The 16,453-nt window shown below is 39.9% G+C and carries 15 protein-coding genes; 7 read left to right on the top strand and 8 right to left on the bottom strand.

Features of this window, described 5'->3' with window-relative positions; all coding sequences use genetic code 11:
• Positions 1-335: 335 nt before the first annotated feature.
• The 6 genes from IM450_RS05420 to IM450_RS05395 form a co-directional block, all read right to left on the bottom strand.
• Entirely contained in the window at positions 336-1,313 is a 978-nt protein-coding gene (locus tag IM450_RS05420) for a hypothetical protein (RefSeq protein WP_287668104.1), read from the bottom strand.
• Between the two features lie 36 nt (positions 1,314-1,349).
• Positions 1,350-3,023: a DUF4127 family protein gene (locus tag IM450_RS05415; protein WP_287668102.1), complete on the bottom strand. Its 1,674-nt coding sequence runs from the start codon at positions 3,021-3,023 to the stop codon at positions 1,350-1,352.
• 73 nt (positions 3,024-3,096) lie between these two features.
• Positions 3,097-5,319: a patatin-like phospholipase family protein gene (locus tag IM450_RS05410; RefSeq protein WP_287668099.1), complete on the bottom strand. Its 2,223-nt coding sequence runs from the start codon at positions 5,317-5,319 to the stop codon at positions 3,097-3,099.
• Positions 5,320-5,647: 328 nt separating this feature from the next.
• Positions 5,648-7,951, bottom strand: coding sequence for an SH3 domain-containing protein (locus tag IM450_RS05405; protein ID WP_287668096.1), 2,304 nt, complete (start codon positions 7,949-7,951; stop codon positions 5,648-5,650).
• Between the two features lie 65 nt (positions 7,952-8,016).
• Positions 8,017-9,048 carry a hypothetical protein gene (locus tag IM450_RS05400; RefSeq protein WP_287668094.1) on the bottom strand — a complete coding sequence of 344 codons (1,032 nt, stop codon included), beginning with the start codon at positions 9,046-9,048 and terminating at the stop codon, positions 8,017-8,019.
• A gap of 41 nt (positions 9,049-9,089) precedes the next feature.
• On the bottom strand, positions 9,090-9,773 hold the full coding sequence (locus IM450_RS05395) for a hypothetical protein (protein WP_287668092.1): 684 nt from the start codon (positions 9,771-9,773) through the stop codon (positions 9,090-9,092).
• Between the two features lie 416 nt (positions 9,774-10,189).
• Between IM450_RS05395 and IM450_RS05390 the strand changes: the two genes are divergently transcribed.
• Entirely contained in the window at positions 10,190-10,906 is a 717-nt protein-coding gene (locus IM450_RS05390) for a hypothetical protein (protein ID WP_043997704.1), read from the top strand.
• A gap of 69 nt (positions 10,907-10,975) precedes the next feature.
• On the opposite strand, the gene cysK is transcribed toward IM450_RS05390, so the two are convergent.
• Together cysK and IM450_RS05380 are read right to left on the bottom strand one after the other, a co-directional pair.
• Positions 10,976-11,935, bottom strand: coding sequence for a cysteine synthase A (gene cysK, locus IM450_RS05385; protein ID WP_002800887.1), 960 nt, complete (start codon positions 11,933-11,935; stop codon positions 10,976-10,978).
• A gap of 57 nt (positions 11,936-11,992) precedes the next feature.
• A complete protein-coding gene (locus tag IM450_RS05380) occupies positions 11,993-12,139 on the bottom strand; it encodes a hypothetical protein (protein WP_216628723.1) in 147 nt (48 codons plus the stop codon).
• An 83-nt stretch (positions 12,140-12,222) separates the two neighbouring features.
• On the opposite strand from IM450_RS05380, the gene IM450_RS05375 reads away from it, so the two are divergent.
• The 6 genes from IM450_RS05375 to IM450_RS05350 form a co-directional block, all read left to right on the top strand.
• Positions 12,223-12,918 carry a hypothetical protein gene (locus tag IM450_RS05375; RefSeq protein WP_002800886.1) on the top strand — a complete coding sequence of 232 codons (696 nt, stop codon included), beginning with the start codon at positions 12,223-12,225 and terminating at the stop codon, positions 12,916-12,918.
• Complete coding sequence (locus IM450_RS05370; RefSeq protein ID WP_287668089.1) at positions 12,915-13,277, top strand: hypothetical protein; 363 nt, start codon at positions 12,915-12,917, stop codon at positions 13,275-13,277. Before IM450_RS05375 ends, IM450_RS05370 begins: the two co-directional genes overlap by 4 nt.
• Positions 13,278-13,292: 15 nt before the next feature.
• Complete coding sequence (locus IM450_RS05365) at positions 13,293-13,835, top strand: HNH endonuclease (RefSeq protein ID WP_287668086.1); 543 nt, start codon at positions 13,293-13,295, stop codon at positions 13,833-13,835.
• A 588-nt stretch (positions 13,836-14,423) separates the two neighbouring features.
• On the top strand, positions 14,424-14,546 hold the full coding sequence (locus tag IM450_RS05360; protein WP_002737208.1) for a hypothetical protein: 123 nt from the start codon (positions 14,424-14,426) through the stop codon (positions 14,544-14,546).
• A gap of 24 nt (positions 14,547-14,570) precedes the next feature.
• On the top strand, positions 14,571-16,211 hold the full coding sequence (locus IM450_RS05355; RefSeq protein WP_046661219.1) for an MBL fold metallo-hydrolase: 1,641 nt from the start codon (positions 14,571-14,573) through the stop codon (positions 16,209-16,211).
• A gap of 111 nt (positions 16,212-16,322) precedes the next feature.
• A partial coding sequence (locus tag IM450_RS05350) for a DUF2887 domain-containing protein (RefSeq protein ID WP_287668107.1) occupies positions 16,323-16,453 on the top strand: 131 nt, incomplete at its 3' end.

Below are 16,453 nucleotides of genomic sequence, written 5' to 3'. Positions count from 1 at the left end.
GTTTTAATCCATTTATCTAGTTCCTCGATATCTTTTTTGATTTTCTGAGCCTTGTCCATAATTAAAGTTATTAAAATATTGACTTAGATTATAGCATTTTTTTCAGAAATTGGTTTCCACGTCTCAAATGTAAATGCTATATAACCTGAAATCAAGAGGTGGTAGATGGTTAAGCCACTCCCAGCCCAGCCAAAGGTTAAATTCAAGGCTTTTAACTCCGATATTCCGCACATCTTCATACTAAATCCTGTTATTAAAAAGTCAGTCAATTCTAGGGGAGAAATCAGCCTATTCCCTGACTTCCCCCAGAATTATCGTGGACAAAGCTCTAATCCTTAAAATCTTTTTAAAGGATAAATGCCCGGCGGCAGCCAAAATCCTTCTGTGTAGCCATTCTCCCATTGTATATAAACATGATCGAAGAAATCGAGGTTTTCAGCATGAAGGTCTTTAATTTGCCATTTAGGCCCGTTTATTCCGGTTTCTGCTGGCTCATTCTCTTGACCTGGGTTGGGAAATTGAGTCCGTTTTGCTCCATCTTTTGTGATGAAATAGATATGACCAGACCCGTTCTCCGTTCCTTGGTACTTCCAGCGTGGCGCTCTTGCTCCTATTGCCCCACGAGGTGCTAGGTAATCTTTTTTCAAAAAGTAGAGAAATCCCAGACGACGCAGTTTTTTCTCAACGCCTGTAACTTGAACACAATCATCTTCAAAAGTATTATTGAAGAGATTTTTCACTTTGTCAAATCCAAGCTCCTTAGCTATATATTTCATCACACAGGAGACAGAATAAGCACAAGAAGCCTTCTTAATATCAGTACGCCCCGGGTGTAAATTCAATTCATGTTTACCTTCAGCAGTCGATGTCATGAAAGTATCGGCTGATTGTAGTATTGGAAGGATTCCTTGTTCAAATAACCGGTATCCTTCGGCATCAGTTAACCTGTGATCTGTCGGCAGAGACTGGGTGTGTTGGAGGTTTTTGTAAGCATCTAAAACCAGACCCCCATAAATAGTTTTAGTATAATCTGAGGAATCTGCCACATAAATTATAATGCTGGTTTCTTCTTCATGATTAGCTTGATCATAGCCAAAGGCAGTAATTTTGCGCTTCCCAGGATTCGTGAATCCTGAATAAGTAATCGACCAAGAACCGTCTGCTTTAACCTGATTATTGCCTAGGGAATATTTGTCATCTGCTTTGAGTTCTACAGTGACTATTCCAGAATTTACTTTGCCTGTAAAAGTAACAGGTTTTAGACATTCAAAGCGAGCATCGTTGATGGGACTAATAATTTGTAAGGAAGTCATGGCATTTCTCCTATGGGATTGTTGAAAAATTTACTGTTAGACGAATTGATCGCCCAATGAAGGATTAAAAGCGATCGCTTCCAGATCGGTACGATAGATACCAACTTTATGAATTTCCTCTGGTAATCTTGGCCAGATGTGGATTTCACTCTCAAAAGTGCGCCAAAATTGCGGGGTAATTCGGAAGACTCGGTTATTAACACTGGAAAGTCCTGCAAAATGTTCTTGCATTCTGACATTAACGTGCCGATTTAAGACCTCAAAGACTTTTTTGACCGTAGCAGGATTATCATATCCGTCGTAATGATTGAAAGTGATTCCTGTTTGATTTTTTAGCTGATTACAGAAGCTTTTAGGTTCTTCGAGTCGTTGAACTTCTTTATAGCCATTAGCAAAAACATCATGAGCAATGGCTTCTAAATAAAGTTGTCTTTGAGCGGCAGGATTTTTAGCGTAGAAAAGAATTTTTGCCACCGCCAAAGTTGAGCCAACACAATTGCCAAATGTTCCCCAACTACCGAAGGCCAATAAATCATCATAAGGTAACACAGAAGTGGCATTCCAAGCCCCATTAAAAAGTCGGCCATCAATGATAACTAATTTAGCACGTTGCTCGGAAGAATAGTTCTTATATTGAGCCAGAAAATGCTCATCTAACTTCGCTTGTTCCCTGTCGTCTTTCTGATAATCATTAATACTACCATTTTGACGACGAGTTAAAATAGCTACCTCGAAATCCCAGTCAGTTTCTGATTCTTCTAACCCAACTGCTGGTAATTTTTCAGTCACAAGTTCTTCCGGTGGTCGTCGCCCGTCGTACCACATTTCAGTCTCCTTATTAGAGATGCAGACACGCACTTTAGTTTTAGGAAGAGTTTGAGCGATTCCCATTGCTACTAATTCATCTGCTCCCCAAGTAATTGGCTGTTTGAGAGCCGAGAGATTATACTTATCCAGAAGATTGTATAATCTTGTTTGCATTGTTTCTCGCACATCTTTGGATGAATGTTTTTGAGAATCTCCCATCGCACAAACGACAGCTGAGATTTTTCGATTCATCGACTGTAATAGACGGATAGATTGTTCGAGTCTCCACAACTCTTTGTCGTGTCTTTCTTTTGCCCAATCTGGATAAGGAGTTGCATCTGGTTGAGGAGGACCGACACCAACAAAAGATTGGACAATAACCGCTTTTTCAAATTGAGAAATAGTGGGGAGATAATCTTCGGGATATTGTAGCAATCGTTCTGCAATAATGAACGCTGTATCCTTGACCCGAAGTAGTGTAATCATTTGTCTAACTAAAGAATCTGTTTGTCTTCTCGGACTAAGAACGTACACAGGACAAATTCTTTCTGAACGGTTGTCTTGTCCATTAGGGGGAATCCCCACTCCATCTCCATCTTGTTCTGTTGGTCGATGATACACCTTAAATTGAGACTGCTTAATGTCTTGTAATATCTTGGCCACAGGGTCATTACTTTTAATTTCGACATGGGGAATATAAGCGAACCATTTCGCTATCTCATTAACAGGGGTTGTTAATTCTAATTCCCAGTGATTATTGTCCGCAGATTTGTAATCATTAATCTCAATTTTATCTCCTGCTGTCAAGGAAAATTTTTGAGTAAGATCAGTAATCTGACTGCTATCTAGGGTAGATTGTTTGATAACAGTATTGACTAGAGCTTTCAGTTTTTGGGTAGTCATCATTGATTCTCCTTTTTTTCAATAAATTATGAAACACTTGATCGAGGAAACATCAAGTCATGAAAGCGTGCAATCACTTAACCTTTTCGATGAGAATTTGGATGTGTTTAATAAACTTATGTAAGTTTTCTTCATCTGGAGCGGACGAAGGAGTAAATGAGATGATCTCCCACCAAATTGATGCAGTCTCTTCTATGTCTTCGAGGTTTAATTGGTATAGTTTTTTACGGAAATCTTGGGCGAATTTCTCAAGAATTTCTGGATTATCTCTATGTTTATTAAGTTGAGAAAGTTTAAGCATTTTCTGGTGCAAGTGATTAGACATTTCCTCGGAAAGATTTCGTTTATCTAAAAAGATTGACCAAAGTAACGACACCCCTAGAGTTTCAATCTTGCTGAGAAAAGCTAAGGAGTAAAATTGCGGTTCTTTAATGTCAGATTGCTTATAAAGAACACCAATTTTATTAGCTGAATATTCCAAAAGATTGTAGCAAGCAGCCACAAACCCACAGGTGATTACAACTTCGGCAGCAGTTCTTTTGCATCTTGTGTCTGAGTTTGCTGAGTCAGTGGCAAAGGTCATGTATAATTGTTGTTGTTTAACCTCATGTTTAACATCGGTAGTCCATTTCAAAACCGATTGTTCTTCTACAATTGCATCAATTAAAGTAGAATTTCTTTCCTGAGTTTTTACAATGCAAAAATTGTACCATTTTAACCATAGAGTTGTCGGTAAAGCGGTTGCTAATTTAGCTAAACATATAAGCTTTTTGATCTTTACATATTCATTGCCTTTATTTCCTAACTGTTCTTTCAGCTTATTAGCATTTGCCATATTTTTCTCAGTCATTAAAGCCAGCACTAAAGTATTGATTTTACGAATTTGTTTGATAAGGTCGGAATCTAATTTGTCAAAAGATGGCGACTGAATATCCGTCAACCTTGTTAATTTGGGAACAAGCTCACTTAATGCTGTATCTGGATCATTTCTATTATAAAGATCGAATATCAAATTACGGATCAGGTTTATTTTCTCATTTTCTTGTTGATGATTTTTGTTTTCTTGTTCATACTTATACTGTAAAAACTGATAAGTTAGATTACGATTTCTTGTTAAAAATACTCCAAAAGTAGGGAGGAATTCTTGTATTCGATCAGGAATCAATTTAGCTAATTTATTAATATCCAAAAATAGTCCAGACAAAGAGGTTGAAGGACTAAGTTTTTTGATTCCTATTATTGAAGCTAAACAATCCAGAAATCGATAATTAAAGTTAAATATTTTAAAGAGAAAATTGATAAGAGGACATAGTAAGAACTTAGGTAAATTATATTTCTTGACTAAAGCTTGGTAATCCTTGACTTGACCCAGGTTTTCAGGTGCTAATAAAGCATTGGATGGTTCGAGATTATCTGCATCTGTAGCAATGACTATATTTATTCCATAAGGAAGTGTTAATTTCTCTGTTTGATTAGGATTTTCAGAATCTTGTCTGAGGGATTCGATGGAGGTTAGTGCTAAGTTATCATAAAAACCAGCATCCATTAAAGCAACACTTTTATGGTGAGCTAGTATCTCTTTTAAACAAGAGCCATCAGAAAAATTATCAGGAAAAATTATCGGTTCAAATCCAATAGGAAAACATGACGAGGCTGCAATCATGTCTCCTAAACGGAGTTTATAACAACAGTCAAGTATTCTGAGGGCATAATAGTCATTATCACTATCATCCGATAAATCGAGGAACATATTACCAAGAATCAGGCCTTTATTATTTTTCTGCGTCCGCAACATTGCAAATCTAAATAAAGACGCATCAGTCATATCAGTGGAATTAATAGTGAGACAATCGGGAGATCGATCGGATTCTAGTAACCTCCAAATTTGATCCATTATGTTTAGTTTTTCGGGATGTATAGCAATTTTTTCTAATTCTGCTTGATAACATTTAGCAGCTTTGTTGATCGTTTTTTCATTCGATCCAAACTTATCTAAGATAGCATTAGCGACTTTACCACTTTCTAAAAACTCCTTTAACGGACGATAGAATTTTTCAATTAAAACTGATTTATTAAATAAATCATTAGGATTTTGAGTACAAAAATTAGCCTTAGAAACTAGGAAAAAGCTGCTAGTAATTGACCCTCCTGAAGCTGATGAAATTGCTTGAGTTTTTTCTAACCAACCTATTTTTTCTAAAAGAACCATCGTTCCTAAAGAAAATCCTGCTGCTCGAAATCCGCCACCAGAGAAACTTAAAGCAATTGTCCGTTGTGAATTTTGTTGGCTATCCATGTTCTTAACACTCCATAGTAGCATAAAAATGCTTTAATAATTAGATCATTTCAGAAAATTCTTTCTGATTTTTTCAAGGTAATTTTAGAAGGCATAAGTCAAAAAATGGATAAACTTTTCCCACACTTTCGTTAAAATTTTAGATTACTTAAAGTTTTATTTTTATTGACTTCTACCTATTCTTCAAAGACAAAATGAACATCTCGATCGCCTTGACTTTTATCTGGCCATTTCAGCCAATAGTGTTGCCATTCTTGGTAATCAAGTTAAGTCAATACAGACAATATTTTATCTGTGATTGCTTAACTTGACGTGAATGGACAAGGAATTAAGCAATTGAACACCAGCGAACAATGGTATAACCAATCACACCGGGATCACCGTTGCTGTTTAAATCATTCCAAAATCTGGTGTATTCATTAGGAGGCATAGTCTGACATCCAGCACTGAAAGGATTCGTTTCTCCACCTTGATGAAATAACATCGTTGTTCCAGCAGAAGCACGAGGTTCATTAGGTTGAAATAGGCCATCGTGACTGGTATCTCGTTCCGCCATGGCTGATGCGGTAGGACACAATACTTTACCCAAGGTGGCACTTGTTCCTGTTTTATATTCGTAATATCCTTCGGGTAAACGTCCTAAATCCAGTCGTCCATCACCATTTGCATCAACCCCCATTCTGTTGCGATCAGCCAATGGATTATTACTATCTTCATACTGAGATGAGGGTTCCGTGTTAGAGGCGTATTTACGAGCGTGTTTCCCCGCGCCATCTGTCCAGATCATGTAAGTAATATCATCGTAACAACCATGCCAATCATTGACTTTTGTACTGGTTTCCTTCCGGAAAGAGATTAAGTTGCGTTTACGCAATGTTCCGCCATTATGGGTGATAATCTCGGCACAATAATCGTATTGCTCACTTTCCGATAGATTAGAAGCAGGAGGGTTGATTCCCGAACCCATCAGGCGATCAGAGGTTAAACTTTCTAGAACCCAACCGGAACAAGGTGAACTAATACGAAGCCATCTCGCACCTTGACTATCCAAACCAGCATCTACGACAGTTAAAGCCGTGTTATTGTCTAATTGACCCACTTTTTCATAGGTAGTTCCAGGTCCAGAGCGCACATTTAAGGGAGGATTGGCATCAGCAGCAAAGACTCGATGCAGCGAGGAAGTTAAAGAAGTAAAGACATAACCTTCCACAGGTTTATCAATGCGGAGCCAATTGTCATCCGTCCCTATCACGTTTAAGGGTGTGCCATTAGTCAGTTCTGTCACCACTGAAAAGTTTGTTCCTGCTCCTGAACGGACTTTTAAGGGCGGATTTGGGTCATTGACAAACACGCAATAGGAAGATTTTGTCAAGTCACGATGAACATAACCTTCAATCGGTTTACTAATTTTCAGCCAATTGCCCTCTTCACCTACAACCGTTAATCGTGTCCCGTTATCTAAACGCCCCACAGGATCATAATTACTTCCTGCACCTTTCCGCACATTTAAAGGCGGATTGGCATCACAGACAAAGACGAATTTTTCGGACTGAGGTGGATTAACGATGGGTGGTTGACTTCCTAAATATTCCTTAACTCCCGCACAAATTTTCTCAACAATTTGCTGATAACCGCCATCTCTCAACCAACGAGCATCTTCATCATTGTCAATGAAGCAACTTTCAAGCAATATGGTGGGCATAGTACAATCATGGGTACAATTCCAGACACGACTATACCAGTCATGGACAAAAGGCGTTCCAGCGTATTCATAACCCCGTCCTTGTAAAGGCAGTCCTCGGAAGTGTTTATCGATGATTTTGATAAATTTCTCAAATTCTGGACTCCGATTCACATAGAATAACCACCAACCTTTTGCCTGTCGGTTACAAGCATTATGATGCAGACACAAACAAACATTTGCACCACTGTCATTAGCTCGTTGTTGCAAGGTGGAAAGGGAAGCTAATTCATTTTCTTGACGACAGATAATCACTTGATAATTGCCCGCCGCTTCTAAACGGGCCTTAACTTCAACTGCTTCTTTCCAGTTGTAGTCTTTTTCCCGTAAATTTAGCGTATGGTTGACTGCCCCTGAATCTGTCCCTCCATGTCCTGGCATAATAGCAACTTTGAAAATCCGTGATGGAGGAGGTTGTTCTCCACCATATTCATCTAGTAAGCTTTGAGCTTCAGGGAAAACATTTTTGACCTTACTGACATAGTTTGGGTCGGTGGCATAGCCTTTTTCCCAAATATATTGTAAATAGCCTTCCGGATCATTATCGTATTCTTCCCATCCCTGATAGGGGGAATTCGGACGACCGATAAACCGCCAATATCCCATTGCGGCCTGTTCTGCGGTTTTCCAATGACACCAATAACAACCATTGGGTTCGCTAGGGGTAACTAACCAAATTTGATGGGTGATTTTTTCGGTGTAATTGTCGTCAATTTTATCTCGCCATTTGAGTCCACCGGGGTTTCCCGCTTCTTGAAAAAGTTTACTCGTACCTCGTGCAGATTCAACGATTGCTTGTGCTAATTGAACAACCCGTAATTTGCGATACCGAGTGGGAATTTGTTCGGTGGTAGCAACGGCACGCACATAATCAGTCCATGAGAACATCATAATCATTTCCTCCTATTATTAAACAGTTTCCAAATACTAAAAGTTAGGGAATGCCAATTAATTGATTACTGCTCAAAATTCTTGAGATTTTCCTTTAAGTAAGCCAAGAGAATCTCTAGACGTTTTGCTTCCGCTTCAGTGAGGTGATCGCCCTTTTGTTTTAACTCAAAATACCGCTTAGTAGAACTAGCTAAACGAATAGTTTTACCCAATTCTTCTAAGGCATTGAAGTAGGGAATCACGGTATTAGAAGGGGTTAAAGGATAGTTAGTAGTTCTGTGGTAAGCTTCCAATACTTCAGTAGCTAAGTTTTTCTCGATTTGGCTGGGGGCTAAAGTAATCCCTTTTTTGATGTTAACTACAATATAAGGACTCACGGGTTTATTATTAGTTGAAGTCACAATCCCATTCGATCCCATTTTCAAGTTTTCTATCTCAACGGGTTCAAAGAAAAAGGCATAAGCTCCTGTTTGTAAGGGAGCTTCTCCAATCACAGGTCTTTGCTCAACGTTAGCAGGATAAAGACCAAAAGTTGATGTTTTTACTTGGGGTTGAAATCTAGCTTCAACAACAGTTGCTAGAATATTATTAATGCCCTGTAAGGCTGTACTTCCCACTGTTGTATAAGGTATTAAACTAGGAAAAGCCGCCCCTACAGTTCCCACAACTTGCTGCAATGACTTGGTAACTTGTTCTAAGGTAGAACGTCCTAATCCTTGACAAAAACTACTAAACGATAAATACAATCGCTGAGATTTTTCATCTTTTTGAAAGTCTTCAATGACAGCAACATTTTCAGCCCAAATGTCTGTTACATCTAAAGTCATTCCAGAGATGTGATTAAGATAGTGAACCTTTAAAATAGGGGTTTCTTGATCTCCTAATCCTATCTGACTGACAAGAGCGAAATAGTTATTATCCCACTGTCCTGCTAAATAATCACCTTTGTATTTAGTGTATAGTTGCAGTGAAATTGTATTGATCGAGATAGTAAAATCCTCCGCAGGAGCAATTAAAGCATCATTGTCCTTGATATAGGGATCAAGTAATTTTCCCGGTTCGTGAAGAGGAACTCTACCAATAGTTGTCGTGGTCATTTGATATTCTCCTGATGGCATCAATAATGCAGGTAATACATCTAAGCAATTACTGTTGTCCCGGTGATTAAATCTTTAAACTTTGCCGCAACCTGATTTTCCCAAGCCTGAAAAATCAGATCATCTTCAAATAATTTTTGAGGATTAATGGTAGAATTAGGATTGATCAGAACTCCGATATCTCGGTATTCAGGTTGCTCATCTAAAGCGTAAGCTGCTAACTCACTACAAATCCATTTATCAGGACAGTTGAGAGCTTCAGACAGTAATTTTTTGATTTTTTGACGTGATAAAAGACTGAGTATCTGACCGGGTAAACTTCCAGAAAAGGCATGAGCTAGGATTAGTTTATAGTCATATTTTTTACCTACTTCTGGTTTGAGAATCTCAACAATACGCTCTGCAATCTCATCAGTTAAATCTTTGGGTTTGCGGAAGAAAATTTGGCAATTAGAAGGTTCAAAATAGGGATACAAAGGATTTTCTTCTACCATATTCGTGCCAGCATTCGCTTCAATACAGGTATTTTCACCCGTAACGATGAGAGCGTGAGTAGCATAAATATTGCTCATTTTATCCCACTTAGTAAAATAAGCAATTCCTCGACCAACTGGATTTGTTCCGTCATAGGTAAAACCGATGTAACCCTTGTTATAGTTAACTCCGTAAACAGGGTTCAAGGTGACAATTTCAAGTCTGGCTTTTTGTTGTAGTTGAGTAGTCATTTTTTTGCCTCTCAGAACGTAACAAAGGAAGTTCTAACTCTGTTCGGAAGTGATATAGATGAGTTAGATAGCTGGCGTGACTAGGTAAAATTAGTTGCGGTATTTATACTTAACACTCTAGATTATTTATCAGAACTTGCTGCCCCAAAGACGGCAAATTAACATATTTCTTTAGGTTTCTGTATATAAGTTTACAGAATATTGTTCGGCTATTTATTAATAAAAAAAGTTGAGTTTGATTGAAAACCATCCTAACACCTAAGCTCGCCAATCTGAACTTTAGCCGATTCTCGATCGCAATTTTAGCCCACCCTAGCACTGCGCTCTTTTCCCAGGAGGATTTTTACCAAGAAAAATGATCTGTCTGCCTGAGAACAGGCTATAGTGATCATCAAACCCTCAGTGAAAAACTTCCCGTGTCTTCAGTATTCCGCCTTCCTCCCTATTTTTCTCCCGCTCTGCAGCGTCGAGTCATGAAAACTCTCGCCGCAAAAAAAACCCGTCAATTCTTGACATGGGCGGCAGCTTGTGCTAGTTTTTTGATCCTCTGGGCGTGGAATTGGCAGTTAGTTTTGGCCACTTTAACCGGGGTGGGGGCGATGATCGGAGTTTACCATCTCCAGGGTCAAAACTGGCCATCGCTGTGGCTGTGGGGGCGTGCTTTTTTCAGCGCCGATAGCGGTAAGTTAACTTTAGCGGTAGTCTGTGGCGGTTTAGGCAGTTTAGCCACCTATCTCGCTGTGGCAATTTGGACCTATGCCGAAAATCGCTGGTTGGCCCTGGCCTCAATTTTGCAAGGATTTGGCACGGTTTTGACCTTAATCCTACTAGGATGGCATTTTCTCGACCATCGCGGTCAAAATGAGTCCAAAAACTTTGATCGCTGGTTAGAAAAATTAACAGTCAATGATCCCTTAATGCGCTTAATGGCAGTCCGACGTTTAAGTGAAATGCAACTTTCCCCCAGTCGTCGAGAACAATGCCAAGAATACTTCCGCTATCTTCTCTCACGAGAAACCGATGCACAAGTGCGATCGGCTTTACTCGATAATTTTGCCGGCCAAGAAACAATCAAACCGCAACCTTTACAAATACCCCTACAGGTGAAAAAATCCCTCTTTAAATATGATTAAAAAGCTCTCTGCTATTAGCAATCAGCCCCCAACTAAAGCTGACTGCTAGAGGCTGAAGACGATATTTTTTTACACCAAAGTTAACTGGCGATCCTCGATATTTTGGAACATCAGCGTACTCAGATAACGTTCTCCAAAACTAGGCTGAATCACCACAATTAATTTACCCTCATTTTCCGGTCGTTGGGCCAGTTGAATTGCGGCACAAAGATTGGCACCGGAAGAAATCCCCGAAAGTAACCCTTCCTCTTTTGCCAGACGACGACCAAATTGAAAAGCTTCCTCATCACTGACAGTAATTACCTCATCAATCAGATCTGTGCGTAAAACTTCCGGAATAAAACCCGCACCGATACCTTGAATTTTATGAGGACCGGGATTACCCCCAGAAATCACCGGACTATTGAAAGGTTCCACCGCAACCACTTGAAAACTAGGTTTACGCGATTTAATCACTTCAGCGACTCCCGTAATCGTGCCTCCAGTACCCACACCTGCAACAATAAAATCTACCTGTCCCTCCGTATCTTGCCAAATTTCCTCAGCAGTGGTGAGACGGTGAATTTCTGGGTTGGAAGGGTTGCGAAATTGTTGCAACATATAAGCGCCGGGGATACTATCAACGATTTCCTGAGCGCGTAAAATTGCCCCTTTCATGCCTTGGGAACCGGGGGTAAGTTCTAGGGTAGCACCGTAGGCTTTTAACATCGCCCGGCGCTCTAAACTCATCGTTTCCGGCATAGTTAAAATCAAGCGATAACCCTTAGCTGCCGCAGTCATCGCTAGGGCAATTCCCGTATTGCCAGAGGTGGGTTCCACTAAAACCGTGGTTTCTGGATTGATTAAACCCGCTTTTTCGGCACTATTAATCATGTGAGTGCCAATGCGGTCTTTGACGGAAGCAGCGGGATTCATCCCTTCTAATTTCATCACAATTCGGCCAAGACAGCCCTCCGCCTGGGGAATCCGATTCAATTGTACTAAAGGAGTGCGGCCAACCAATTCGGTGACATCGTGAGCGATACGCATGATATTTTCTCTGTCTGGGTGATTCGTGTGCTTATTTATAGCGGTAAGCTCTCAGCTTTAGCGTTTGAGAATTTCCTCACTAGCCAAGGAGGCGCTATATAGCTCACTTATAGCAAAGGCCAGCCCTAGATCGGTAAAATTTCCATTTTCCTTTGTTTCTTTCGTCAGTCCGAGTTGATTCCCAGAGACAGGCACAACTACCATGACCGATAAGATTGCTTTTTTCCAAAAGCTTATACTTGTACTAAAATAACTATGGATAGTTTACTAAAGTCAGAATTACGGTCATGACCATTAAATCTAATCTAGCCCTATTGAAAGAACAACATATAGAAATCAAGGGCTATTTGAGCGATAGGTTAAAAGCACGTCATCTAGAATGGATTGTAGAACATCTTGATGATCCTGTAGCGGCGGAATTGTTCCAGATTATCATACAAGAACGAAATGAGAGAGCCAAAGTTAATTCAAATCAGTCCTTGCAAATATCCAGACACGAGGGCAAAATTGAACAGTTAGGAAAAAGTAATCAGAATTTATACAACCAGAATGTTGAGCTTAAACAAGAAGTCAGTTATTGGCAAGAAAAAGTTAATGAATTGCTACAAAAGTTAGAGCAGTTACGTCAAGATTTATTAGATTTTGATCAATCTGAGATTTATCGTTTAGGTCAATGGTTAAAGGCTAGTCTATCTAAAACTGGCCAGGAACGTCAACAGGCCTTACTAGAAAAGGAATTAGTTCATAAAGACAGTTATAATCTAGCGGTGAGCGATCTAAAAAATACTATTCAGCAACAACAGGATGGGATTACACAAATAAAAGAGCGAGCCATCTCTACAGTTGAATCTCTGGAAAAAACTAATGATAAACTACGAAGACAACTGGGGGATATTAAAAAATATATTATTAATAACTATGGCGATAAAAAGTGGCAAGAAATCACTCGTTACTTTGCAGATGACCAGGAACTGAAGCAATGAAGTTACTAGAAGAAATAAACTATCGCCAATGGCAAAAAAGAAATAGTGAACTATTTCATGGCCTTTCCCTAGAGCAACAAAGACAAGCGAGAAAAAAGGGCTATTATAATAGCGGCTGGGGGAAGGTTAAAAGCTCTTGGGAGCTTCTTCAGGATTTTAAAAATAATACTTATAAAGTTGTCAGTTTATTTGAGCATGAATTAAATAAGGGAAATCTTGTCAAAGCCATTGATTTAGCCATTATTGAGTCTGAAAAAGCTAAAAAAATATCTGAGGAAGGAAAACAAGAGTTAGAAAAAATCTCGAAAAATTTGCATGAAATAGCAGATAAAGCCTTGGCTAAATATCCTTTATTATGATTATTATGTACTGCCATGAATAAAATATCAAAATCAAAGTTGTCTCAATTATATAGCTCCGATGAAATTGCAGAAATCTGGAATGCTAATCAACATCTAGCAGTTATCGAACATCCCCAAAAAGGATTAATTAGCCCGAATCAATATCGAATAATGGCCAAAGAAAAACCCTGTCCTTTTTGTGGCAAAAAGATGAAACATGGCGAAGAATTTAAAACTTCTTCCCAGTCAGAAGCTATCAAAAGGTGTTACGAATATAATAATTCTCAAGGGGAAAAAGTTATTAATCAAATCAATCAGATATTTTTTCATCCCAATTATGTCACTATCGATCATATAATTAATAAAGCCCGCTGTCCCGAAAAAATGTTTGATTTTGATAATTTACAACTGGTATGCTGGCAGTGTAACCAAGCAAAAAGTGATGATAATGCCTATGAACTTCGTCACACTTATGAGTATTTATCTAGTCTAGTCGATCAAACAGCAATTCGTTATCCTCTTCTGGAAAAGACCAATGACTTAGCCAAGTTTAACAAACTTTTTAATAAACCTTAATTAACTTTATAATCTGAGCAAATAGCCTTCAAATTTAATCGAAAACCCATAGTAAAATTCCACTATAATTGAATTGAGCTAATCTGAGTCAAAATCAATAACTTGTTTGCTTTTGCCTCATGTCTAAAAGAGACAATTGACACCTATCATTACGTCGCACTTTAGCAAAGGAGAATTTAAAGTCAGGCTAAATTTTTGTAAAAGTTTCTTGACTATTATGACAAAAGATGCTAGGTTTTCAGATAATTTTCAGTAGTTTTTGATGAAATCATCACAAATTACTGGCAAGTTTAATAGACCTCTTGTAAAAATCAAAAATTGTTGTTGGGGTTAGGAGCCAGTAGTCAGTAGTCAGTAGTCAGGAGAATTAAGAATGAATAATAATTAATTAAATGGTCTATTTACAGATTTTATGCAATTTAATCCTTATTTTTGCCGTTTTTGAACCCTTAAAAATTAATTATGCAAGAGGTTTAATTATGAAAAAAGGTTGAGCGCCGATGGTCAAACCCGAAACCTAGCTGCTAACAACCGAAAAAGTTGGGTTAGTATGAGGGGAGATACCCTCTGAGGAGTTGCACTAATTATATGGACATCAAATTAATCTTGTTGGCATTAACGGCTGTATTCACCGTCTCTTGTCTCTTTTTCGGCACCCGCAACGGTTTTTACGATAGCGATAACTACGATGGCAATGGTTCCGCTCACTAACCAGTCATCATAATCAGGGTTGCCATGGTTCAACGCTCTACTGCCGTCTGGGGGTCAAAATCCCTTTTATCCTGTTTACCTTTTGGTGTCGGTCACGCGTCGGAAGGGGTTTGTCTCCTACTGAAAATCGGTCCCTATCGCATACTTTTAGATTGCGGTTTGGCCGATATGCAACCCCTGACCCAAAACAAAAAACCACCCGTGGATCTGGTGTTCTGTAGTCATGCCCACAGCGATCACATCCGTGGGTTAATGGCTCTCCATCAGACCTATCCCCAATTGCCAGTTTATGCCAGTGAGGTGACAGTACAACTGCTGCCCCTACAATGGCCCGATTCTGCCGAGGAAATCGGCAGTTTCTGTCAGGGTTGGCCATGGCGATCGCCGATCGCTCTCTTTGATGATCTCACCGTCGAGATTTTTCCGGCCGGCCACCTACCTGGGGCTGCTGTAGTCCTATTCACCTACAAAACCCCCAAACGCACCTATAAGGTCCTCTATACCGGCGATTTTTCCCTGTCTAATTTTCAACTGGTGGAAGGATTATCGATCGATCTGCTGCGGGGAATATCCCCCGATGTGCTGATTATTGAAGGCAGTTACGGCACAGAACGCCATCCCCACCGACGACAGCAGGAAAAACAGTTGATGAATCGCATCTATCATGCGATCGCTGAGGGGCAAAATGTCTTACTACCCGTCCCCGCTTTGGGATTGGGTCAAGAAATTTTAAAATTACTGCGGTCGCACCACCAATTCACGGGCCGCGACATTGATATCTGGGTTGGGGGCAAGATCGCTAAAGCTTGCGATGCCTACCTAGAAATCTTACCACAATTTCCCGCATCTGTCCAGAATTTTGCCAAACATCAGCCCTTATTTTGGGATGAGCGCATCTGTCCCCGGTTGCGAAGGTTGCCAGAAAAACCGACACCTCTAGGGGGAACCACTCCGATAATTTTACTAATCGATCGCCTAGAGGAGGTGAGTAAATATCTGCAAGGGGATAAACCTTGGTTAATGTTAGCTCCCCAACACCTGCACGATATCAACCTGGAGAATCCCCGATTAAAAGCGGCACAGCGTTCGGGATTAATTAGCCAAGAAACCTATCTACTGGCCGAACATAGCGATAGTCGCAACACCACCCAACTGATCCATAACCTGCGACCACAGCATATCATGTTCGTCCATGGCTCGCCCCTATATCTAGCGGATTTGACCAGTTTAGAAGAATTACAAAGCCGTTATCAACTCCATTCTCCGGCCGTGGGAACCCTGGTAGAATTGCCTATTGGCGATCGCTTTATGCAACCGACACCCCCGGCCCCCAGTCACTATGAGGGAGAATTAAATGAATCGGATTCGATCATCACTATCACCTTACCAGAGTCGATCACCCGGGATCCCCGGTGGAGTAATTTCGCCGATACGGGACTGGTGGAAGCTCGCTGGCAAGGGGAAGAATTATTATTGCGGGGAGTCTCCCAACGGGAATTATTAAGCGAGAGTCCTAATCGCATCACCAAAGCTTTAGAGGAGATGGATTGCTGTCGTGTCTGTGTCCACTACAAAAGTCAGCGCTGTTGGAATCCCGCTTCTCCCCTCTACGGTTTTAAAGTGGTTGCCGAAGGCTATTGTCCCGTTTTTGAGGCCAATATATGATTAGGGTCTGCCTCCATACAGAAATACTAAAAAATTAAATTTTAACTCAGGCTCTGTAAGACTTTTAGCCATAGCTAGTATATTCCTAGGGGGAAGTTCAGAAATAAAAGCATGAAAACTGACACGATTTTTTATCAACTCTTTCAATCATTCCCCTCTATCTTCTTTGAATTAATTCAACTCCCTATCAGCGAAGCCAATAACTACCGCTTTGACTCAGTGGAAGTCAAACAACTTTCCTT

Source organism: Microcystis sp. M083S1, from assembly GCF_020246405.1.
Taxonomy (GTDB): Bacteria; Cyanobacteriota; Cyanobacteriia; order Cyanobacteriales; family Microcystaceae; genus Microcystis; species Microcystis aeruginosa_C.
This window is presented reverse-complemented; position numbering and strand designations above follow the sequence as displayed.

Excerpts from the sequence above, each read along its gene's own strand:
- IM450_RS05420 (WP_287668104.1), bottom strand. The coding sequence starts at position 1,313 with ATGACTTCCTTACAAATTATTAGTCCCATCAACGATGCTCGCTTTGAA.
- IM450_RS05415 (WP_287668102.1), bottom strand. The coding sequence starts at position 3,023 with ATGACTACCCAAAAACTGAAAGCTCTAGTCAATACTGTTATCAAACAA.
- IM450_RS05410 (WP_287668099.1), bottom strand. The coding sequence starts at position 5,319 with ATGGATAGCCAACAAAATTCACAACGGACAATTGCTTTAAGTTTCTCT.
- IM450_RS05405 (WP_287668096.1), bottom strand. The coding sequence starts at position 7,951 with ATGATGTTCTCATGGACTGATTATGTGCGTGCCGTTGCTACCACCGAA.
- IM450_RS05400 (WP_287668094.1), bottom strand. The coding sequence starts at position 9,048 with ATGACCACGACAACTATTGGTAGAGTTCCTCTTCACGAACCGGGAAAA.
- IM450_RS05395 (WP_287668092.1), bottom strand. The coding sequence starts at position 9,773 with ATGACTACTCAACTACAACAAAAAGCCAGACTTGAAATTGTCACCTTG.
- cysK (WP_002800887.1), bottom strand. The coding sequence starts at position 11,935 with ATGCGTATCGCTCACGATGTCACCGAATTGGTTGGCCGCACTCCTTTA.
- IM450_RS05380 (WP_216628723.1), bottom strand. The coding sequence starts at position 12,139 with ATGGTAGTTGTGCCTGTCTCTGGGAATCAACTCGGACTGACGAAAGAA.
- IM450_RS05375 (WP_002800886.1), top strand. The coding sequence starts at position 12,223 with ATGACCATTAAATCTAATCTAGCCCTATTGAAAGAACAACATATAGAA.
- IM450_RS05370 (WP_287668089.1), top strand. The coding sequence starts at position 12,915 with ATGAAGTTACTAGAAGAAATAAACTATCGCCAATGGCAAAAAAGAAAT.
- IM450_RS05365 (WP_287668086.1), top strand. The coding sequence starts at position 13,293 with ATGAATAAAATATCAAAATCAAAGTTGTCTCAATTATATAGCTCCGAT.
- IM450_RS05360 (WP_002737208.1), top strand. The coding sequence starts at position 14,424 with ATGGACATCAAATTAATCTTGTTGGCATTAACGGCTGTATTCACCGTC.
- IM450_RS05355 (WP_046661219.1), top strand. The coding sequence starts at position 14,571 with ATGGTTCAACGCTCTACTGCCGTCTGGGGGTCAAAATCCCTTTTATCC.